This window comes from Streptomyces sp. NPDC050658, assembly GCF_044457025.1.
Classification (GTDB): domain Bacteria; phylum Actinomycetota; class Actinomycetes; order Streptomycetales; family Streptomycetaceae; genus Streptomyces.
This window is the reverse complement of record NZ_JBITGM010000012.1, coordinates 220,427-239,833: the sequence shown is the minus strand read 5'-3', so window position 1 is coordinate 239,833 and position 19,407 is coordinate 220,427. Positions and strand designations below refer to the sequence as shown.

The following is a 19,407-nucleotide window of genomic DNA, read 5'->3' as shown; positions in this document are numbered from 1 at the left end:
GCTGAGCGGACACACCGCCGTCACCATGCGGCGGGATATCGCCCAGCGATCCGGCTCCGCATTCCTACCGGTGAGATCATTCGAGATCCCGTCCCGTGGTCGTGCGCCGCACGTCAGACGAGGGTCGTGCCCGTCTCCTCGATGCCGCCCCGACCGCACTGCCGCTTGACCGACTGGCCCGTGCTATGGCCGGGTGCACGCCGAGGGCAACGCCCGCTCCATCCCCTTCAGATGCAGGACGTCCAGCTCATGCCCGTAAGCCGACCAGGCGGCCGCGCCGTACAACCGCGGCTCGCACGACGGTGAGGTGCGCAGGCCCTGGGTCGCCACGAGCGTGTCGAGCAGTTGCGTGGTGATCCGGTCGAGCGCCGGGCGGACATCCTTGTCGAGGTCCGGCCGCTGGGTGGGCCGCTCCTCGGGGTGGGCGTCCCAGCGTGCGTACAGCCCGCGCTGCACCAGTTTGTTCGCCTCGATCTGGTCCCGGAAGACGGCGACGGTCTCGTCAGCATCCAGCCCGAGTGCGACGGCCCGGGCGGCGACGTCGTCGAGGATCTTCTGCTCCCGGGCGGGGTCGTCGATCGGCCGGTCGGTGCCGTACTTGGCGGCGGCGACCTTGTCGGCGATCAGTAGTCGCTCGGCGAACAGATCAGTCAGCGGGGTGAGCCCATGAACGGCGGAAGGCGCGGAGGGAACGGGAGGCGGCTGGGCAACGGCGGGCTTGGCGGCCGCGCCGAAGAGCAGCAGCGCGGCGGATACGGCGGATACGACGGCTAACGCCGACCACGTACGTCGGATTTGCAAGTTATACCCTTTCCATGGCGAATGGGGACAAGATACAGGGGTACGTGCGTTCGATGCCGAGGGGGCTGCCCTGCGGCGGCCGGGCCTCGGCCCTCCACCAAGAACCTGAGGGAGCCCGAGAGCGCCTGAGCAAGCACACCAAGATGCAGCGCGTGCAACAACATTGCCGGCCCGCCCCTCTTCCCGACACCTTCTCCCATGCATTCCAATGAGCAGCAATCGCACAAGACATCAAGCTTCGAATTTTCGATGCTGATATTGAGACGGTGCAGGAATGGGGGTGTAGAGATGACACTCGAAAGCCTGAAGCGAATCGTCACAGAAGAGCACTTTGACGCATTCACCACGTACGCGCACTACTGCTTCGTCAACTGATAAGTATGCACGGCCGGGGGGTGCCCGCCCCGGGACGGGCACCCCCCGAACGAACAGTCTCCATCGGCTCTGTCCTTCAGGGTGGAAGGCGCGAAAAGAGAAGGAGTACGCGGTGAACGCTGTCGACCTGTGGTCCTATCTGACACCGGACATGCGGGAGGGGCTGGAAAAGAAGTTCTCCGACCGAGATGAGACGGAACTGCACGGGCAGATAGAGGAGTGTCTGAAGTTTCTCTATATCGCCTCACTTACGGGTCGCACTTTCATCCCTCTCTGTAGCGAACTCGACGATATCTGGCACGAGTTGATCGTCGAGACGCGCTTTTATCAAGACTTCTGCTCCAAGCTCCCGGGCGGAAAATTTCTTCACCATGCGGCCATCGACATGGAGACGTACGCGGAGAAGATCGGCAAGGAGCAAGCGGTCGGGGACTCCCTGGATTGGCTCCCCCGCTACTATCACCATTTCGGTGCATTCATCGAGGAGCGGGCGAGGTGGTGGTCGATCGTCGAATTCCTGCGCAATGAAATGGGGCTCACTCTGCCGGAGATCAATGAGGTCGCCAGGAGTGCGGCAGCCGAGATGGCCGGGCCTGGCATCCCGGCCTCGACCTCGGCCTCCTGATGTCACGAAACGGTTCGGTGGCAGGCTCCGGGTCGGGGCTCGGCGAGAGCAGAGAGGCAGCTCGTGCGACGTGAAGTCCCCTCACCCGGCAATGACCTGACCGAATGCCCCATCGAGCTCCCTCGAGAAATCAAGGCAGCGGTTCTGCGACGCTTGGGGGAAGCCTCCTGGAGAAGATATCCGGGCCGGGAACAGCCTGAGGTGATCGCTTCGGTGGCGGCGCATCTCCGGGTGGACCCGCAGCGCGTGCTCCTGACCAAAGGCGCATCCGAGGCCATCGCGTTGGCCATACGACCCCACAGCCGCACCGAGGCGGGGATCCTTGCCCCCGTGCCGGGATTCATCGGCTATGGCCTGGCCGCAAAGACACAGGGGATTCCGCTGCGGGGCTACCCCGCACAAGAGCTGCCGGAGCCGGCGGCCCCGGAGAGCCCTCACGACGGCTCCCCGCTGATCGTCTGCTCGCCCAACAACCCCACGGGGCACGTGACCACCGTGGACTACCTCATCCGCGCGGCCCGGACCCGCCCGGTCATCTGCGATCTCACCTACGATCCCTTCGCAGACGAACCGCTGACACGCCACCTCACGGAACTGACCGACGCGGAAGTGACGTGCGTCATCAGTCTCTCCAAGGCATATGGGCTGGCAGGCGCCCGGATCGGGGCACTGGTCGCCGCCCCCGAGGTCCTGAGGCGCATGGCCCAAGCACAGGAAGTCTTTCCTCTGGACTACTTCCAACTCGCGGTGGCAGAAACCCTCTTCGGCCCCGACGCACCGCCCGACCGCGACGCCGGCATCATCTGGGTGCGCCGCGAACGCCGGCACGTGCGCGAACTTCTCGCCCGCCTGGCACCCGACGCCGTCATCGGTCCCTGCCAGGCCAACTTCGTGCCGCTGACCACGACGGGGTGCGAGGAAGACCTGATCCGGCGCATCGTGACGACGACAGACTGCAAGCTCAGCAGCCCATCCTCTCTCCTGCGGGTCACGGTCAGCCCTCGCACCCTCTCGGGGCTCAGAACCCTCATGGCCAACTCAGCCGGCTAGCCACCGGCGGCGCCGGGCGGGCGACTGGGCGCCCCCGGCTCAAGGGATGTTGTCCACGCAGGTGGTTCCGTTGAGGGTGAAGGAGTTGGGGGGAGTGAAACTGTTGGTGTAGTAGCCCAGGACGAGGGTGATCCGCGGGGCGGTGGCACCGGCGTCGATCGTGGGCTGGAACGAGTAGTTGGTGATCGTCGCGTCCTTACCGGACTGTGAATAGTTGCCGCCGATGACCCACTTCGAAACGATGCGTTGGTCGCCCCTGAAAGAGAACCGCAACGTCCAGCCGTTGATCGGGGTGTTGCCGATGTTCTTGATGTCGATTTCGGCGGAGTACGTCCTCAAGGCGACAATGCGGTTGTCGCGGTGCCTGTCCGTATAGGTGATCTGGCAGATCGGGTTGACGGTCCAGGAGAAGGTGGCTGATCCGGTTGAGCCCGTGGTGTCCGTGGCCGTGACGGTGACGGTCGAGGTACCGGTGGACGTGGGGCGGCCGGTGATCAGCCCGGTGCCGGAGTTGATGGACAGGCCGGTCGGCAGGCCGTCGGCACTATAGGTGAGCGTCTGCCCGGGGTCGGAGTCAGAGGCCTGGATCTGCAGATTGACCGGTGTGCCTGCCGCGGAAGTCTGGTTGCCCGGATGGGTGACCGTGACCGTGTTGCCCGTGGTGAGGGTGGAGATGGCGAAGATGTGCAGTGCGGGAGTACTTGGTTCCAGCGGTCCCCCCGGGGGCAGGGTGACCGAGGCGAGGGTCTTGCCTGGGGTGAGGGCGACGGTCTGCGAGAAGATGTTGACCGGGTAGGCGCCCTCAGGCCCGTTGCGGTGGGCGGTGCTGACAGCCACAGCTCCGTCGCTCGGCGGCGTGGTGGACAGCCAGTCGGGCGTGGTGATCGTGTAGCTCTGAGCGGAGCCGTCGGTGTAGGTGACGGTTCCAGTTCCGGTTGCCGACCCGTTGCTGCCCGACATGAGGAACCCCAGCTTGTCTGCGGCCCCCGACAAGTCGATGGTCTGCCCCTGGGCCACGGTGTTGTCGCTTGCGCCCACGGGCACGTCCGGGAAGGTGAACCGCATCCCCGCCGAGTCGACGGTCGCCCCGCGCGCTGCGCCTGCGGCCGTCAGCGCCTCGTCGGAGAAGCTGTTCCCGTGGCGGTCGAAGTCCGCCATTGCGGGGTTGCTGTCCAGGCTGATGCCGACGTTGTCGTAGCAGGCCGACAGGCTTGTGCAGGAGGCCGCCGCAGCCCCCGCCGCCCCCGCGGCCGGCGTGGGCTGCGCGGCGACCACGGCACTGCCGACGAGCACCGCCGCGACAAGTGCAAACCGTGGGCCTTTCAGATTCCGGAATCGTGACCAAGTACTCATGCTGGGTCTTCCTAATCGGTTCCCGCGTTGGTGAATGTGCAACGCTCTGCCTTCCTTACGCGGCGAATGCCTTGAATGGCCGCCGTTTCCGGTATAGGTGCGTCCCGCACTGTTCACCCTCGCCGCTCCCAGCTCCGGAATCCGGCCTGTTGATCGGGGGAACAGGCTTGAACGGACCGAACTGAGGCTGCTGCCGCTTCAGCAGATGCCGATGCCACTGCCTGACGCACCACCAGACGAACGCACCCCGCCTCTCCGCCAGAACAGTTGCCGTCCCCCGGCACAGTGCACCCAGGATCAGACGAGGAGAAAGCCGCAGGACCGCACCTGGCCTGCACACTCGATACGGGTCGTCCTGGAGCCGGTTCAGCATCAGCGGGTTAGCGGGCTGTTCATGAGCAGGCCGGGATCGCCCATCGCTCACGGCCGCGCCGATCCCGGAACCTGGCTCAGCACCAGGCGGCGCGCTCCGCCGCAGCACGAAGCACAAAGCACAAAGCACAACAGCTTTACCGTGAGACGACTCCAGGGGTCTGAAACCACACATGTCCTCACTGGCCGACTGATGCGCCATCAGACGTGACAACGCCGGGCGCCAGGCTATGAGGAACCCCCACATGCGCCGCCAACGTGGTTTCAGACCCCCGGCGCGCTCCCCCTGCCCTCGTTGACATTCCACCACTCCAGTCCAACACCGTCCATGGGGTCACCACCGCCGAGTCGGGTCGCACCGATCAACATTGTGCACTTGTGAACGTCCGTACCCTGCCAGGGATCTACTGTCGTTCGTGACCACGAGGCTCGGCCGGGACGGAGCTGGTCCCCTGCGCAAGCAGTCGGCGGATCCGGTCGAGCACCGCGCTCGCCTCGTCGTCCCGGTCCGGAGCGCCCATGCCGTCACGGCCGGACGCCGCCAGAGCGCTGAGCTGCGCGGCGACATCGGACGCGTACACCTGCTCCCCCTCGACCGGTCCACCCTCCTGCCGCAGTCCGATCGTCCGGTCGACGACCTTGCCGATGACGGCGGTCATGACGAAGGAGAAGAGGCCCAGGACCACCACGGCCACCAGCTGGCGGCCGAGCAGCGTCCACGAGCCGCCGTAGAACAGGCCCTTCTGGCCGGTCAGTACGCCGGTGCCGGTCAGCCCGACCATCACCATGCCGAACAGGCCGCCCCAACCATGGATGCCGACCACGTCCAAGGTGTCGTCGACCCCGAGCCGGTACTTCCAGCTGATCGCGAAGGCACAGGTGAGCCCGGCCAGGAAGCCGATGACCGTGGCCCAGACGGCGGACACGTCCCCGGCCGCCGGAGTCATCGCGACCAGACCGGTGACCGCCCCCATGCACATGTCCAGCAGGCCTACCGGGCGGCTGCGTGCCCGGACCGTGACGGCCCAGCCGAGCATCGCGGCCCCGGCGGCGAGCTGCGAGTTGAGAAAAGCGTTCGCCGCACCGCCCGGAACGGTCAGTGAGGAGGCGGTGTTGAAGCCGAACCAGCCGAACCACAGCAGCGATACGCCGATGACGACGAGCGGCACGTTGTGCGGCCGGATCTCCTCACGCGCGAAGTCGGCGCGCCGGCCAGCCGCGATCGCGAGGGCGAGGCCGGCCGCACCCGAGCTCAGCTCGACGACGGTGCCGCCGGAGAGGTCGACCGCCTGGACCTGCCTGGCGACCCAGCCCTCGGGCGCGAACACCCAGTGCGCCATGGGGATGTAGACGAGCAGGGTCCAGGCGACGACGAAGACGATCCAGCCGCGCATGCTCGCCCGGCCCGCCACCGATCCGCTGATCAGGGCGACGGTGACGATGGCGAACGACATGTGGAAGACGGAGAAGATCACCGTCGGCACCGAGCCGGTGGCGCTCGACATACCGATCCCCCGCATGAAGACGTGGTCCAGGCCGCCGATCACGCCGAGGCCGGAGACGTCCTCGCCGAACACCAGCGAGTGGCCGACCACGAACCAGATGACGGTCACGACGGTGACGCAGCCGAAGCACATCTTGAGCATCGCGACCACCTGGCCCGTCTTGACCATGCCGCCGTAGAAGAAGGCGAGGCCGGGCGCCATCAGGAGCACCATGGCGGCGCTCATCATCATCCAGGCGGTGTTGCCCGAGTCGAAGACGGCTGCCGCGGCTTCGGCGCTCACGGCGTGCGTGCCCCTCACTTCTCGCGCTCCCGTACTTGCAGCAGGGTGATGACCTCCGAGAGCTGTTGCGCGGCCGCCTCGTCACCGGTGCTCTCCGGTGGGGCCTGACCACCGGCCGGGGCGAGCCGGGAGCGGATCTCCTCGACGGTGGCCTGGTCGTACGCGGCCTCCTCTTCCTTGCCGGGCACAGCCTCGTACTCCTCCTCCGTACGGAAGCCGATGGTCTTGTTGATCGCCATGGCGATCAGCCAGGTCACGCAGAAGGAGAAGGCGACGGTGGCGACGATCGCGACGGCTTGGCGTCCCAGCTGGTCGACGCCGCCGCCGTAGAAGAGGCCCTTCCTGCCGCTCATGGCGGCCGTGGCGAAGAAGCCGATGCCCAGGACGCCGACGATGCCGCCGAAGCCGTGCACCCCGACCACGTCGAGGGTGTCATCGACGTGGATCTTGTACTTGAAGGTGATCGCGAAGGCGCAGACCAGGCCCGCGACGAAGCCGATGACCAGGGCCCCGACCGGTGAGACCTCACCGCAGGACGGCGTGATGGCGACCATCCCGGCCACCGACGCCGAGGCAACGCCGAGCATCTCGACCCTGCCGTGCTGGAGGCGCTCGACGATCGGCCAACTGATCATCGCGGCGCAGGCGGCGAGCTGGGTGTTGAGAAACGCCATCGGCGCCGCGCCGTCGTCCTGGAGCGCCGATCCGGCGTTGAATCCGAACCAGCCGAACCAGAGCAGCGCGAGCCCGATCACGACGAGCGGCAGGTTGTGCGGGGTGATCGGCCGCCGTTCGAAGTCCTCGCGCTTGCGCAGCACGACGGCGCAGGCGAGGCCGGCCGCACCGGAGTTGATCTCGACGGGCAGTCCGCCGGCGAAGTCGAGGGCTCCCAGGTCCCCGGCGATCCAGCCGTCGGGCGCGAACACCCAGTGGGCGAGCGGGACGTAGACGAGCAGGGTCCAGACGACGACGAAGACCAGCCAGCCGCGCATGGTGGCGCGGCCCGCGATGGAGCCGCTGATCAGCGCGACCGTGATGATCGCGAACGACATCTGGAAGCAGGCGAAGATCGTGGTGGGGATCGAGCCGTGCAACGAGGTCAGATCCACCCCGCGCAGGAAGGCGTGGTCGAGGTTGCCGATGAGGCCCGCACCCGCGTCGGGTCCGAAGGCCAGGGAGTAACCGACGGCCATCCACAGCACGGTGACCAGTGCCAGACAGGCGAAGCTCATCTTGAGCATGACCAGGACGTGGTTGGTCTTGACCATGCCGCCGTAGAAGAAGGCGAGGCCGGGCGTCATGAGCAGGACCATGGCCGTACTGGCCATCAGCCAGGCCGTGTTGCCCGTGTCGAACGCGGACGACATGACGGGATGCGCCTCCTTGGGTGGTCCTTGGGTGGTCTCAGGCCTTGCGCAGCTTGGGCGCCGGGGTTCCGGTCAGCAGTCGTCGTACGGCGTCCCAGGCGCACTCGGTCGCCGCGGTGACCGCGATCGGGTCGCTGCCGAGGACGCGCAGCCAGGCCCCGCAGTCCTGGGGCAGCACGCTCACCCCAAAGAGCAGCCCGCTTTCGGCGAGCGCACCATGCAGTGCGTCGGCGATGTCGCGGGCCGGGGCGAGCGGGCTGACGGCGAAGAACCCGGCCATCAGGTCGTGCCCGGCGAGCACCGCGGGGCCGCTGACACCGGGCGACGTCTTCGGATCCAGGCGTACGACATCCAGCGCCACCAACTGGCCATCGGGCCAACGGAGTTCAAGATCGGTCGCGAAGATGTCGTAGGCGTTGCGCTCGCCGCGGGCGAGCCGTCCGGTCATCAGGGTCTCCGCGGCGAGCACGGTCGCCGTGGGGTCGAGGGTGAGGACGGTGCGCTGGTAGAAGCGTGAGTTCTTGTACGGGATGGTCATCTCGGGCAGGTATTCGACGTACGCGCCCGGACCGGCCGTGAGGTTGACCTGCTGGACCGCGTAGTCGTGCTCCATCCCGTGGACCTTGGTCGCCGCCTGGGTGGTGAAGTGGACGGCGGTGTCCGGGCCGCAGCGCAGGTCCATGCGGAGCCGGTCGCCCTGGACGATGCCGCCGCCGGTCGCCATCAGGAACGTGATCGCCATGTCGGGCCGGTGCGGGTCGTAGTACAGCGGCCGCATGATCTGGAGTGGTGACTTCTGGTAGTGCGCGACCAGTTCGGTGCGGTCGGCGGGCTTCTCGAAGCCCAGCTCGAGCAGGCCGATCTTGCCGGGGAGGCCTACGCCCAGAGTGTCGGGGCGGCCTGCGTGGCACCGCACCTCGGGCGGGACCCGGACCGGCTCGTAGTGCTCCGGGGAGAGCCGCGGCGGCGCCGTGCGGGCCCCGGCGTCCGGCTCTGCACCGGCCGACGGCTCGGCGGCCATGAGGCTCACGGTCGTCACGGCGCTCAGGGCCTTCAGGGCGCTCACGCCGGAAGCCTGCGGCAGGCCATGAGCAGGTCGGCGATCGCGTCGAGTCCCTCGCCGGTCAGGGAGTTTGTGAGGACGACCGGCCGGCCCTCGCGGACCCGGTGGGCGTCGGACTCCATGACGGCGAGGTCACAGCGTACGTACTCCGCGATGTCGATCTTGTTGATGACGAGCAGGTCCGACTCGGTGATGCCGGGGCCGCGCTTGCGGGGCATCTTCTCGCCCTCGGCCGTGTCCAGGACGAAGAGGAAGAGGTCGACCAGGACCGGGCTGAAGGTCAGGGTGAGGTTGTCGCCGCCGGACTCGAAGAGCAGGATGTCGATGTCCGGGAAGGCCTCCAGGAGTTCGGCCCCGGCGGCCAGGTTCATCGTCGGATCGTCGCGCACAGCGGTGTGCGGGCACGCGCCGGTCTCCACCCCCACCACGCGTTCCGGCTGGAGGATCCCGGCCAGGGTGCTGCGTACGTGGTGGGCGTCCTCCTGCGTATAGATGTCGTTGGTGATCACCGCGGGCCGGTGGCCGCGCCCGATCAGGATCGGGACCAGCGCCTCGATCAGTGCGGTCTTGCCGGAGCCGACCGGTCCGCCGATGCCTACCCGCAGCACGTTGTTCGTCATGGCGTTCTACGTCTCTTCTCTCATCGGTGCGGTGGGGAAAGGTGTGGTCAGGAGGCGAACAGCCGTGCCTCGGCGCGCTCGTGGCGGCCCGACATGATGTCCGCCGCCGGTACGCAGCCGCCGAGGTCCGCCAGGTCGCGGCGCACCGCGGCCGTCGTGACCTCGGCGATGACGGGGGCCGTCGTACGCAGGACGACCTGCGCCCTGCGGTGGTCGGTCAGCCGCAGGCGGAGCGCCGCGCCGACGAAGCTCGCCGAGAACGCGAACAGGTCGCTCGCGACGGCCTGTTCGACCGGAACTCCGGCCGCGGCATAGGCAATGCCCGCCGCCACCGCCTGGGTTCCGGGAGCCTGCTTGGCGGCGACCAGTTCCGCGTACCGGTCCAGTTCGGCGCCGCCCACCGCCTCGCGTACGACGTCGAGCAACTGCCGTCCGGTGCGGGTGGCGGCAAGGCGCAGCTCACGGTTGAGCCTGGCGGCGTGCAGGCGCTGGTCGCTCTCCACGACCCGGCACCAGTCGCCCGCCAGGGCGGCCCGGTGGGCGATCGCGAGCGCGGTGGCGTCCGCCGGGCCGGCCGAATGACGCAGCAGGTCGGCGAGAAGCACGGGGACGGTGTCCGGGCGGACCGCCTTGGCCTGGGCGTAGCCTTCGAGCCCGTGCGAGAGCGTGTAGAACCCGCTGGGAAAGGCCGAGTCGGTCAGCTGGAGGCTGACCAGCAGTGCGTCGAGGTCCTGCGCCGTCGTACTCATGCCTGCTCATGCGAGGTAGAAGAGCTGGGTCAGGGGCAGCGCATGCGCCGGTTCGATCGTGGCGACCTCACCGTCGATCTTGACCTTGTACGTCTCCGGGTCGACCTCGACCTTCGGCACCCGGTCGTTGAGGACCATGTGCTGTTTGCCGACCGAGCGGCAGTTGCGGACCGGCAGGACGATGGAGTCCAGGCCGAGCTTCTCGGGGATGCCCGCGTCAATGCCGGCCTGCGACATGAAGGTGACCCGCGTGGCCTGCGTGGCCTTGCCGTGGGCGCCGAACATCGGGCGGTAGTACACGGGTTGAGGGGTGGGCAGTGAGGCGTTGGGGTCGCCCATCTGCGCCCAGTTGATCAGGCCGCCCTTGATCACGAGGCGGGGTTTGGCGGCGAACGAGCCGATCGGCCAGAGCACGACGTCGGCCAGCTTGCCAGTTTCGAGCGAACCGATGTGGTCGGCAAGACCGGCTGCGATCGCCGGGTTGATCGTCATCTTGGCGAGGTAGCGCAGGACCCGGAAGTTGTCGTTGCGCTCGTTGTCACCGTCGAGTTTGCCGCGCAGGTCCTTGCAGTGGTGCGCGGTCTGGAAGGCGCGGGCGAAGGACTCTCCGATGCGGCCCATGGCCTGGGAGTCGGAGGAGAAGATCGAGATGATGCCTTCGTCGTGCAGGACCGTCTCGGCGGCGATCGTCTCGGCGCGTACCCGGGAGTCGGCGAAGGAGACATCCTCGGGGATCTCGCGGGACAGGTGGTGGCAGACCATCACCATGTCGAGCAGTTCGTCGACCGAGTTGATGGTGTAGGGCAGGGTCGGGTTGGTCGAGGAGGGCAAGACGTTGGGCTCGCCCGTGACCCGCAGGATGTCGGGTGCGTGACCGCCGCCCGCGCCCTCGCTGTGGAAGGTGTGGATGGTACGGCCGTCGATCGCGGAGCGGGTGTCCTCGAAGTAGCCGCCCTCGTTGAGGCTGTCCGTGTGCACGGCGACCTGGACGTCGTACTCGTCGGCGACGGCCAGCGCGCAGTCCAGGGCGGCCGGAGTGGTTCCCCAGTCCTCGTGGACCTTCAGACCACAGGCCCCGGCCTCGATCTGTTCGACGAGTGCGCCGGGCCGGGAGCTGTTGCCCTTCCCGAGCAGGCCGGCGTTGACCGGGAGCGCCTCCACGGCCTGGAGCATCCGGGCGAGGTTCCAGGCGCCGGGCGTACTGGTGACTCCGTTGGTGCCGTCCGCCGGGCCGGTTCCGCCGCCGACCATCGTGGTGATGCCGTTGGACAGGGCGGGTAACGCCTGCTGCGGGGAGATGAAGTGGATGTGGGTGTCGATGCCGCCCGCAGTGGCGATCTGGTGTTCGCCCGCGATCACCTCGGTACCCGGGCCGATGACCAGGCGGGGGTCGACCCCGGCCTGGGTGTGCGGGTTGCCGGACTTGCCGATGCCCGCGATGCGGCCGTTCTTGATGCCGAGGTCGCCCTTGACGATGCCGAGGATCGGGTCGATCACCACCACGTTGGTGATCACTGTGTCGAGGGTGATCGCACCGGTGGCCGAGGGGTCCTGGGCCATGCCGTCACGGACGGTCTTGCCGCCGCCGTAGAGGGCCTCGTCGCCGTAGTGGCCCTCGTTGTGGTCCTTCATCACCTCGACGACCAGGTTCGTGTCGGCGAGATGGAAGCGGTCACCGACGGTGGGTCCGAACAGGTCGGTGTACTGCTTGCGGGGGAGCGTGGTCATCGGTTCTCGCCTTCCTTGCGGGCGCCGTTGAGTTCGTTGCGGGCACCTTTGAAGCCGAGCTCCACTGCTCGGGCCAGTGCCCTGATGCGGGTGTCACCGGCGTCGACGGCGCCGTTGGTGAGGTTGCTGAAGCCGACCAGGCGCCGGTGACCCGCGTACGCGGTCAGGTTCACCTCGCGGGTCGCGCCCGGCTCGATCCGCACCGAGGTACCCGCGGGGATGTCCAGATGCATCCCCAGGGCGGCGTTGCGGTCGAAGTCCAGGGCCCGGTTGGCCTCGAAGAAGTGATAGTGCGAGCCGATCTGGATCGCGCGGTCGCCCGTGTTGCTGACGGTGACGGTCGCCTTCGCGCGGCCCGCGTTGATCTCGACCGGCTCGTCGCCGTACAGATAGTCGACACCACCTGTCATGGCAGGCGTTCCCTTCAGTGGTAGGGGTGGGGATGGGTGTGGCTGGGCTGGCTGTGCTGGCTGTGCGCGTGGGACACCGACGTATGGCTGTGGTCGTGGTCCGCCGGCCCGTGCGTGTGCGCGTATCCGTGGCCGTGCTCGGCTTCCAGGCCGGCTCCGATGCCGTCGTCTCCGTGTTCGAGGCGGTGCAGCGCGGCGGTGGTCCGGGCCTCGATGACGCCCGCGATGGCGGACGGGGTGAGGAGCGCCCCGTGGTCCACCAGCTCTCGCTGGCGGGGCCGGGCCGGGGACTCGGCCCCCGAGGTGCCGAACGCGGCCGGGACCAGGACCACTTGGCGTGCTCCGAGACGTCGGCAGCGGTCGATGCCCTCGGCGATGTCCGGGTCGCCGCCGCGGAAGGCGACCTCGACCCAGCGGTGCTGTCCGTACTGGCGGACCAGGCGTGCCACCCGGAACAGGTCGGCGTCGTCGAAGGGGTCGGCTGCCGGAGCGGTGAGCAGCACCGCTGTGCCCGGCTCGGTGTAGGGGCGCACGGCCGCGCGCAGCCATCCGACCAAGTGGTCCTGGGTACCGAAGGGTTCGGCCAGGACGATCCGCCCGGCGCCCTCGCATCGGGCCAGCCAGTGCAGCGCCCGGGCCGTGTCGGCGACGAGGTGCGGATCTCGACCGAGGGTCATCGGCACCACGCACACCGGACCCTCGGCCGTCGCCAGCGCCTCGCTCACCGCCCGGTGCGCGGCGCGTCCGCCGATCACCGCTGCGGGGAAGCCAGGGGCGCCAGGGCCGCGCTCGTGCCCGGAGACGAGCACGCGGGTATTCGTCACCGAGGGTGCCCGGGGCGAGGGCGCGGCCACCGGTCAGGCTCCCACGGGGTCGTGACATGACACGAGTTTGGTGCCGTCGGGGAAGGTCGCCTCGATCTGGATCAGCGCGGCCATGTCCCGTACGCCGTCCATCACTTCGCCGCCGCCGACGATGGTCTTGCCGAGTTCCATGCACTCCGCGACGGTCCTGCCGTCGCGGGCCCCTTCGAGGATGGCCTCACTGATGAGGGCCACCGCCTCGCTGTAGTTCAGCTGCAGCCCGCGGGCGCGGCGCTTCCTGGCCAGATCGGCCACGATGTACACGTATAACTTGTCGATCTCTCGCGGGGCGAGGTTCATGAGGGTGTCTCGCTTTCGTGAGTCCTGCCTTCGTGGGTCCTGTACGTCCGTGCCGGGCCGTCAGACCCTGCGCAGCCGCGCCAGGGCGGGGACGGCCGCGACGAACGCCAGCGCCGTGAGCACGAAGGGCCACGTGAAGGTGTGGCCGCCGAACGGGTCGAAGAAGTTGGTCATGGCGGCCGTCAGGCCGGTCGCGGCAGCGGCACCGATCACCGCGTATACGACGCTCCATCCGCTGACCTTGATGAAGACCCCGCACAGGGCCATGGCGACCAGGACCGCGTTGTAGCCCATCAGCCCCTGGTGCACACCGGCGGCCGGGGAGCCGAGCACCCACGCGGTGAAGATCCCGACGAGGCTGCCGACGCAGGCCATCAGGCCCGCGACCCGGCTGGCCACGAAGATGCCGACGAGGAAGAGCAGGCCGACGTACCACTGCGGCATGAAGAAGATCTGGCCGACGTTCGCGAAGAACGCGTGCCAGAGGTCGTCCCAGGCCAGCCTCGTCGGCTCCGAACTCGCCTTGGGCAGCTGCGCGAGCCCGGCGCCCTGGTGCCAGACCCGCTCGAAGCTCGGCGCGGCGATGGTCATCGCGCTGGCCATGATGCAGAACGGGAGGGTGAAGGTCGGGATGTTCCAGGTGGCGAGGATGTCTGCCAGGGCCGCGGTCACCACTACGACGGTGACACAGCCGCCGATGGCCAGCAGGACCGTGGACAGGTGATCGGCCCCGAGGAAGACCGCGTAACCGGTCGCCACCAGACAGCCGTTGAAGCCCTTCAGGCCTGCGGCGATACGCCCCCGGTCGGCACCCAGGGCGTAGGCGGTGGCCGTGGAGACCGCGGTGCCGAGCAGTGCGTACAAGCCGTACTGCCAACCTGCGGCAAAGAGCGCGGCGATGAAGAAGAGGCCGCACAGGACGCTGGGCATGAAGTCGACTTGGGCAATTCCCTTGACGACTTCCGTGATGAATTTGATCGGGTGTTTTCTGCATGATTCAAGCCACCGGTCAAGCTCCTTGAGCATTGAACTCCGCTTTCCGGAAAGGAGAGCGGGCGCCGCCCTCCATGGGGACACCGATGACGCTAGAGCAACAGGGCCTGGGGCGCATACGCAGAACGTCATGGAGTGCGACCTCAGCGGAAATAGATAGATCTTGGTGCGGACGGCCGCACGATCCAGCCGGGTGACACACGGCCAAAGTCAACTGACTCAACATCGCACCAGTCAAAGGCAGTTGACCGACGCCTTGGAACTCGTTCACCTGAGCCCGACACCTTGTCCCGCTTGACCATTATTCACGTAAGGCGAATTCCGCTCAGAATTCCAGGATCCTCATGGTCGGCGTACGCCGTTCACGCAACCGAGGCACGGATCGGCCCTGGACCGCTGCACGGGTTGCCCCAGGCCGCGTCGGCTCCGCCGCCTTGAACCCGAGGCCCGACGCTTGCCCGCCCACGCCCACGCGAGGGCAGATGCGAAATGAGGCACATACAACAGTTTGGACGCGCCGCAAAAACAGCGCGCCCATAGATAAGCATCACTAGAATCAGGAGTGTGAGAGCATAATGACATCGTACTGGTACTGCGACATTGAGTTTACCAACAATACAAGCCAGACCCTGGTCTTGGAGGGCGACGACATTTACTCCACCTCCGATTACTCCACGAACCCGGAAACGGGATGGGACGAAGCCCCCAAGCCGCGAATCCACCCGGGCGAGCGAGTCACTTTCGGGCAGAAGTCCGGGGATATAAATTGGGGTATCGGGGGAACCAAGAGTTACAGGTTCTGGGGATATGCCACCTACACGGTTGGCCTTTCGGAAGACCGAGTGAAGGTCGACTGGGACTTCCCCAAAGATAACGACAGTGATCTCCCGGTACAACTGACCGCGCCCAACGGTTACACGCTGAAACCCACCAGCTGGGACGGCGACCGGTTCCACAAGACTGTGCGCGTGGAGCTCAGCGAACCCATCGAGGACATACCGCTTCGCACTTTCTAAACGGTGTCCGAAGGGCCCGCCCGGCAATTTTCAAGGAAAAGGGCCGACGGGCCCGTACCGGTCGAGTGGTCGACCTGGATTGAGGGCCTGTCACCCGGGCACGACGTCAGGTCGCAACGCTGTCCGTGTCAGCGGTGATCGCCTGGTACCGCCGCTCAAAACCGGCCTGCTCGGCCATCGCCCGGACTTCGCGCTCCCGCCAGGCGGCCTTCTCGGCGTCCTTGATGTGGCGCTTCTGCACGCCCTGGCGCGCGAGTTGCCGCACGACGTCGGCGATGCTCGGCTGCTCGGTGTGCTGCCGTTCGGCGGCCCAGACAGCGTAGATACGGAACTGGGGCAAGTAGCGGCGCAGGGTGCTCGGGTCGACCGGGGCTCCGCTGCGTGCCGTCACGCCGTTCTCGGCCAAGTAGGCCGACAACTCCTTGTCCGCGGGCTCGGTGCCGTGGGCGTTCTGGTAACCGAGCCAGGCCAGGTAGTAGCGGTCAACCGTGGTGAGCTGCGCCGCAGTCCCGTCCACCGGCGCCGCCGATGCGTCATCACCGTCGGGGTGCGGTGCGTCGACGCGCGGGGCGGCTTGTCCTTCGGCTGCGACGGCTGCCAGGTGCTCCGTCAGCGTGTCCTCGCCCAGCGGGGAACCGTCGGGGCCGCTGAGCCTGTACCGCGACGCCAGGAACGAACTGAAGGTCGCGGGGTCGGGGAGCTCCCCGACCTCGGCGGCATACAGGCGGGCCGCGTCCTGAACGAACGCGGCCCATTCGTCCCCCGTGTCCTCGTCCCGAGACGCGTCGGTGGGTGTGGCCTGCGGTGGCAGCGACCGGCCCGCGTCGCGCTGCTCGAAGTGCTGGGTCATCGAGCCGAGCTGGTCGTGCGGCAACGGCTGCCCGTCGTGCTGCGCGATGCCGTAGGCGTCCATGAGGAAGTAGCTGAACTGGTGAGCCGTGGGGTAGACGCCGTGCTGCGCCACGAACGCGCGGTAGGCGTCGAAGTACCCCTCCGGGTACGTCCCGTCCGCCGACAGCAGTTCCGGATCCGGGCCGTGTCCGTCGCCGGCTGCGGCGAGGAGCGCTTCGGGCTGCTGCGGCGGACCGACGGGTATCCGCTCCTCCCCCGTCACCGGGGTCTGCTGGACCGGTACGCGGTGCACATCGGCAGCGGGGGTCTCATGCTGCTGCCCCGCCGCACCGATGCCTGCGGCGGCGAGTCCCGCGGGTGCGGTCTCCGCGAGCGGTACCCCGAAGCGGGCCAGGCGCAGGGGCATGAGGGATTCGACGGGGGCCTTGCGGCGCCAGGAGCGGCCGAAGCGGGCCTGGAGGCGGGCCTGGTAGATGAGGCGGTCCTGTTCGAGCTTGATGACCTGTTCGTAGGAGCGCAGTTCCCACAGCTTCATGCGGCGCCACAGCTTGAAGGTGGGGATCGGGGAGAGGATCCAGCGGGTGAGGCGGACGCCCTCCATGTGTTTGTCCGCGGTGATGTCGGCGATGCGGCCCACGGCGTGCCGGGCCGCCTCGACGGCGACCACGAACAGCACCGGGATGACGGCGTGCATGCCCACGCCCAGCGGGTCGGGCCAGGCCGCAGCCCCGTTGAACGCGATCGTCGCCGCGGTCAGCAGCCACGCCGTCTGGCGCAGCAGCGGGAAGGGGATACGGATCCACGTCAACAGCAGGTCCAGGGCCAGCAGGACGCAGATGCCCGCGTCGATGCCGATCGGGAAGACCACCGAGAAGCCGCCGAAGCCCTTCTTCTCCGCCAGCTCGCGCACGGCCGCATACGACCCCGCGAAACCGATACCGGCAATCACCACCGCACCCGCGACGACCACACCGATCAAGATGCGCTGCGTGCGCCCGAGTTCGATCGGGCGCCCCTCACGCTCGGAGTGCTCCGCCTGCCCTGCTGCCACGATGACGCAGCCTCCCCCGCCTCTGTCACTCACACGCTGCTCAGACGTAACACTCTCACGGTGAGTGATCCTCACCTGCACGCAGTGCAGGTGAGGATGAACAGTCGGTCGCGGGGCCTCGTCGCTCTGAATTGTTCGGCAGAAGCCGGGTTACTCTCCGGACGTGAGTACCGGTTCTTCATCTGCTTCCGATGAGTGTTGCGTTCTGGTGGCTGCCTCCGCGGGCGGGATCGAGGGGCTGGGGACCCTGCTGCGCGGCCTGGACAGCGAGCTTCCGGCGTTCGTGCTGGTGGTGCAGCACCTGCGCCGCTCCCGCGAGACACGGATCGTCTCCGTGCTGTCCCGCCGGACCGACCTCAAGGTCAAGCTGGCCCAGGACGGTGACGGCCCGAGCCCGGGCACCGTGTACATCGCTCCGCCCGACCAGCACCTGTGTGTGCGGACGGGGAAGAAGCTGGCGTTGACCCAAGAAGCGCGGGTGAACTACGCCCGGCCGGCCGCCGACCCGCTCTTCGAGTCCGCCGCGGAAGCCTACGGCTCCAGGACCATCGCCTGCGTGCTCACCGGAACCGACGGCGACGGCACCCAGGGCATCACCGCCGTGAAGGCACACGGTGGCACCGTCATCGTGCAGGACCCTGACACAGCCGATTTCCAGGGCATGCCCCGCTCGGCGATCAACACCGGGCTGGTCGACCTCGTACTGCATCTGGAGGACATCGCACCGGCCATCGCTCGGCTGGTGCGGCGTTGTTGAGGTCATGGCGCGGTGAGGGGCTTCGCGCGCGAGGCCTGCCGGTCTCCTGGCTCTACGGCTTCCGGCTTTTCGGCCTTCCGGCCGTTCGGTTTTCCAGCCTTCAAGCCTTCCCGCGAGCCCGGTTCACAGATCGCGGCGCGGATCACCCCGCGGAGATCGCCTCCAGCAGATCACCGGCCTGCGGGTTGGGCAGCGCACGGGCCACGTCTGCCTGGGCGATGATGCCGACGAGTCGGTGCTTGTCGATGACGGGCAGCCTGCGGACCTTGTGCCGGGTCACGATGTCGCGATCGGTGAGCATGCCCTTGAGCCGGTCGTCCGTACCGCAAATCGGCAGTGCGCCGGTGCCGAGTTCCTTCATCCACCGGGCTGCGTCCAGTGCGCTCTCCCCTTCGCCGATGCACTCGGCGCCGGGCGTCATGATCTCTCGGGCGGTAGTCACGTCCATACCTCCCTGTTCCTGGTTCCTGTGGCGGTTCCCGTTGCGATGCCGGCGGCGTCCGTCGCCGCGGCCGGGCCTCCGAAGTACCCACCGTCCCCGTGTTCATACCCCCCTCACGCCTCCGGCGGCTGGGGCGAGTTTCGTGGGGTGGCGCGCGGGCTACCCGAGGCACCGCCCGCGTGTCGGCTTCACGCCGATATACCCAGTTGAGGAGCATGCCCCCATGAAGATCGCGTTCCTTGTGGCCCCCGAAGGCGTCGAGCAGGTCGAACTCACCGACCCGTGGCAGGCGGCGCGTGACGCCGGCGGCGAGGTCTGCCTGGTGTCCACCGAGTCCGGCCGGATCCAGGCGTTCCACCACCTCGACAAGGCCGACACCTTCCCGGTCGACCAGGTCGTCGGCCAAGTGACGGCAGACGACTTCGACGCGTTGTTGCTGCCCGGCGGGGTCGCCAACCCCGACGCCCTGCGCCTCGACGGGCAGGCGGTCGCGCTGGTGAAGGAGTTCTTCGCGGCGGGCAAGCCGGTCGCCGCGATCTGCCACGCACCCTGGCTGCTGGTCGAGGCCGATGTGGTGCGCGGCCGCACCCTCACCTCCTGGCCGAGCCTGCGCACCGACATCCGCAACGCCGGTGGCAACTGGGTCGACGAGCAGGTCACGGTATGCGACGCCGGGAGCAGCACCCTCGTCACCAGCCGCCGCCCCGACGACCTCAAGGCGTTCTGCGAGGCGTTCCTCGCGGAGTTCACCAAGGCCACCGACTGAGGTCAGACCATCGGCATCCCCAAGGAGCGGGACCGTCGGAACGCATGGTGTTGGACCGCAACCCGGT

At 67.9% G+C, this 19,407-nt stretch carries 19 protein-coding genes; 5 read left to right on the top strand and 14 right to left on the bottom strand.

Going from position 1 to position 19,407, the window contains the following annotated elements; all coding sequences use genetic code 11:
- Window positions 1-183 precede the first annotated feature (183 nt).
- Window positions 184-801: a chorismate mutase gene (locus ACIBKX_RS33680; protein ID WP_363276332.1), complete on the bottom strand. Its 618-nt coding sequence runs from the start codon at window positions 799-801 to the stop codon at window positions 184-186.
- 487 nt (window positions 802-1,288) lie between these two features.
- Between ACIBKX_RS33680 and ACIBKX_RS33675 the strand changes: the two genes are divergently transcribed.
- Both ACIBKX_RS33675 and ACIBKX_RS33670 read left to right on the top strand, forming a co-directional pair.
- Complete coding sequence (locus ACIBKX_RS33675) at window positions 1,289-1,801, top strand: hypothetical protein (RefSeq protein ID WP_363276333.1); 513 nt, start codon at window positions 1,289-1,291, stop codon at window positions 1,799-1,801.
- A gap of 63 nt (window positions 1,802-1,864) precedes the next feature.
- Window positions 1,865-2,851, top strand: a complete 987-nt coding sequence (locus tag ACIBKX_RS33670) for an aminotransferase class I/II-fold pyridoxal phosphate-dependent enzyme (RefSeq protein WP_363276334.1) — start codon at window positions 1,865-1,867, stop codon at window positions 2,849-2,851.
- Between the two features lie 39 nt (window positions 2,852-2,890).
- Here ACIBKX_RS33670 and ACIBKX_RS33665 read toward each other — a convergent pair whose 3' ends face one another.
- From ACIBKX_RS33665 to ACIBKX_RS33615, 11 genes are all read right to left on the bottom strand, one after another.
- Window positions 2,891-4,321 (bottom strand): putative Ig domain-containing protein, encoded by a 1,431-nt coding sequence (locus tag ACIBKX_RS33665; protein ID WP_399376790.1) that lies wholly within the window; start codon window positions 4,319-4,321, stop codon window positions 2,891-2,893.
- 659 nt (window positions 4,322-4,980) lie between these two features.
- Complete coding sequence (locus tag ACIBKX_RS33660; RefSeq protein ID WP_363276336.1) at window positions 4,981-6,363, bottom strand: ammonium transporter; 1,383 nt, start codon at window positions 6,361-6,363, stop codon at window positions 4,981-4,983.
- A gap of 14 nt (window positions 6,364-6,377) precedes the next feature.
- Complete coding sequence (locus ACIBKX_RS33655; RefSeq protein WP_363276337.1) at window positions 6,378-7,730, bottom strand: ammonium transporter; 1,353 nt, start codon at window positions 7,728-7,730, stop codon at window positions 6,378-6,380.
- Window positions 7,731-7,767: 37 nt separating this feature from the next.
- Window positions 7,768-8,751 (bottom strand): urease accessory protein UreD, encoded by a 984-nt coding sequence (locus ACIBKX_RS33650; RefSeq protein ID WP_363276348.1) that lies wholly within the window; start codon window positions 8,749-8,751, stop codon window positions 7,768-7,770.
- Between the two features lie 41 nt (window positions 8,752-8,792).
- The gene (gene ureG / locus ACIBKX_RS33645) at window positions 8,793-9,413 is read right to left on the bottom strand and encodes an urease accessory protein UreG (protein ID WP_363276338.1); all 621 of its coding nucleotides are present in this window, start codon (window positions 9,411-9,413) and stop codon (window positions 8,793-8,795) included.
- Between the two features lie 47 nt (window positions 9,414-9,460).
- Entirely contained in the window at window positions 9,461-10,162 is a 702-nt protein-coding gene (locus ACIBKX_RS33640; RefSeq protein WP_363276339.1) for an urease accessory UreF family protein, read from the bottom strand.
- Between the two features lie 6 nt (window positions 10,163-10,168).
- Window positions 10,169-11,890, bottom strand: coding sequence for an urease subunit alpha (gene ureC / locus ACIBKX_RS33635; protein WP_363276340.1), 1,722 nt, complete (start codon window positions 11,888-11,890; stop codon window positions 10,169-10,171).
- On the bottom strand, window positions 11,887-12,300 hold the full coding sequence (locus ACIBKX_RS33630) for an urease subunit beta (RefSeq protein WP_363276341.1): 414 nt from the start codon (window positions 12,298-12,300) through the stop codon (window positions 11,887-11,889). The genes ureC and ACIBKX_RS33630 overlap by 4 nt, the downstream gene beginning before the upstream one ends.
- 14 nt (window positions 12,301-12,314) lie before the next feature.
- Entirely contained in the window at window positions 12,315-13,124 is an 810-nt protein-coding gene (locus ACIBKX_RS33625; protein WP_363276342.1) for a cobalamin biosynthesis protein CbiX, read from the bottom strand.
- Window positions 13,125-13,157: 33 nt separating this feature from the next.
- On the bottom strand, window positions 13,158-13,463 hold the full coding sequence (locus ACIBKX_RS33620) for an urease subunit gamma (RefSeq protein ID WP_363276343.1): 306 nt from the start codon (window positions 13,461-13,463) through the stop codon (window positions 13,158-13,160).
- Window positions 13,464-13,523: 60 nt separating this feature from the next.
- Window positions 13,524-14,489 (bottom strand): urea transporter, encoded by a 966-nt coding sequence (locus tag ACIBKX_RS33615; RefSeq protein WP_363276344.1) that lies wholly within the window; start codon window positions 14,487-14,489, stop codon window positions 13,524-13,526.
- A 542-nt stretch (window positions 14,490-15,031) separates the two neighbouring features.
- On the opposite strand from ACIBKX_RS33615, the gene ACIBKX_RS33610 reads away from it, so the two are divergent.
- Window positions 15,032-15,472 (top strand): hypothetical protein, encoded by a 441-nt coding sequence (locus tag ACIBKX_RS33610; protein WP_363276345.1) that lies wholly within the window; start codon window positions 15,032-15,034, stop codon window positions 15,470-15,472.
- A gap of 106 nt (window positions 15,473-15,578) precedes the next feature.
- Here ACIBKX_RS33610 and ACIBKX_RS33605 read toward each other — a convergent pair whose 3' ends face one another.
- Entirely contained in the window at window positions 15,579-17,330 is a 1,752-nt protein-coding gene (locus ACIBKX_RS33605; RefSeq protein WP_399376830.1) for a DUF2637 domain-containing protein, read from the bottom strand.
- A gap of 253 nt (window positions 17,331-17,583) precedes the next feature.
- Between ACIBKX_RS33605 and ACIBKX_RS33600 the strand changes: the two genes are divergently transcribed.
- Window positions 17,584-18,132 carry a chemotaxis protein CheB gene (locus ACIBKX_RS33600; protein ID WP_363275915.1) on the top strand — a complete coding sequence of 183 codons (549 nt, stop codon included), beginning with the start codon at window positions 17,584-17,586 and terminating at the stop codon, window positions 18,130-18,132.
- Between the two features lie 142 nt (window positions 18,133-18,274).
- Here ACIBKX_RS33600 and ACIBKX_RS33595 read toward each other — a convergent pair whose 3' ends face one another.
- A complete protein-coding gene (locus ACIBKX_RS33595) occupies window positions 18,275-18,574 on the bottom strand; it encodes a CBS domain-containing protein (RefSeq protein WP_363275914.1) in 300 nt (99 codons plus the stop codon).
- Window positions 18,575-18,797: 223 nt separating this feature from the next.
- On the opposite strand from ACIBKX_RS33595, the gene ACIBKX_RS33590 reads away from it, so the two are divergent.
- Window positions 18,798-19,340, top strand: coding sequence for a type 1 glutamine amidotransferase domain-containing protein (locus tag ACIBKX_RS33590; protein WP_363275913.1), 543 nt, complete (start codon window positions 18,798-18,800; stop codon window positions 19,338-19,340).
- The last annotated feature ends 67 nt before the right edge of the window (window positions 19,341-19,407 follow it).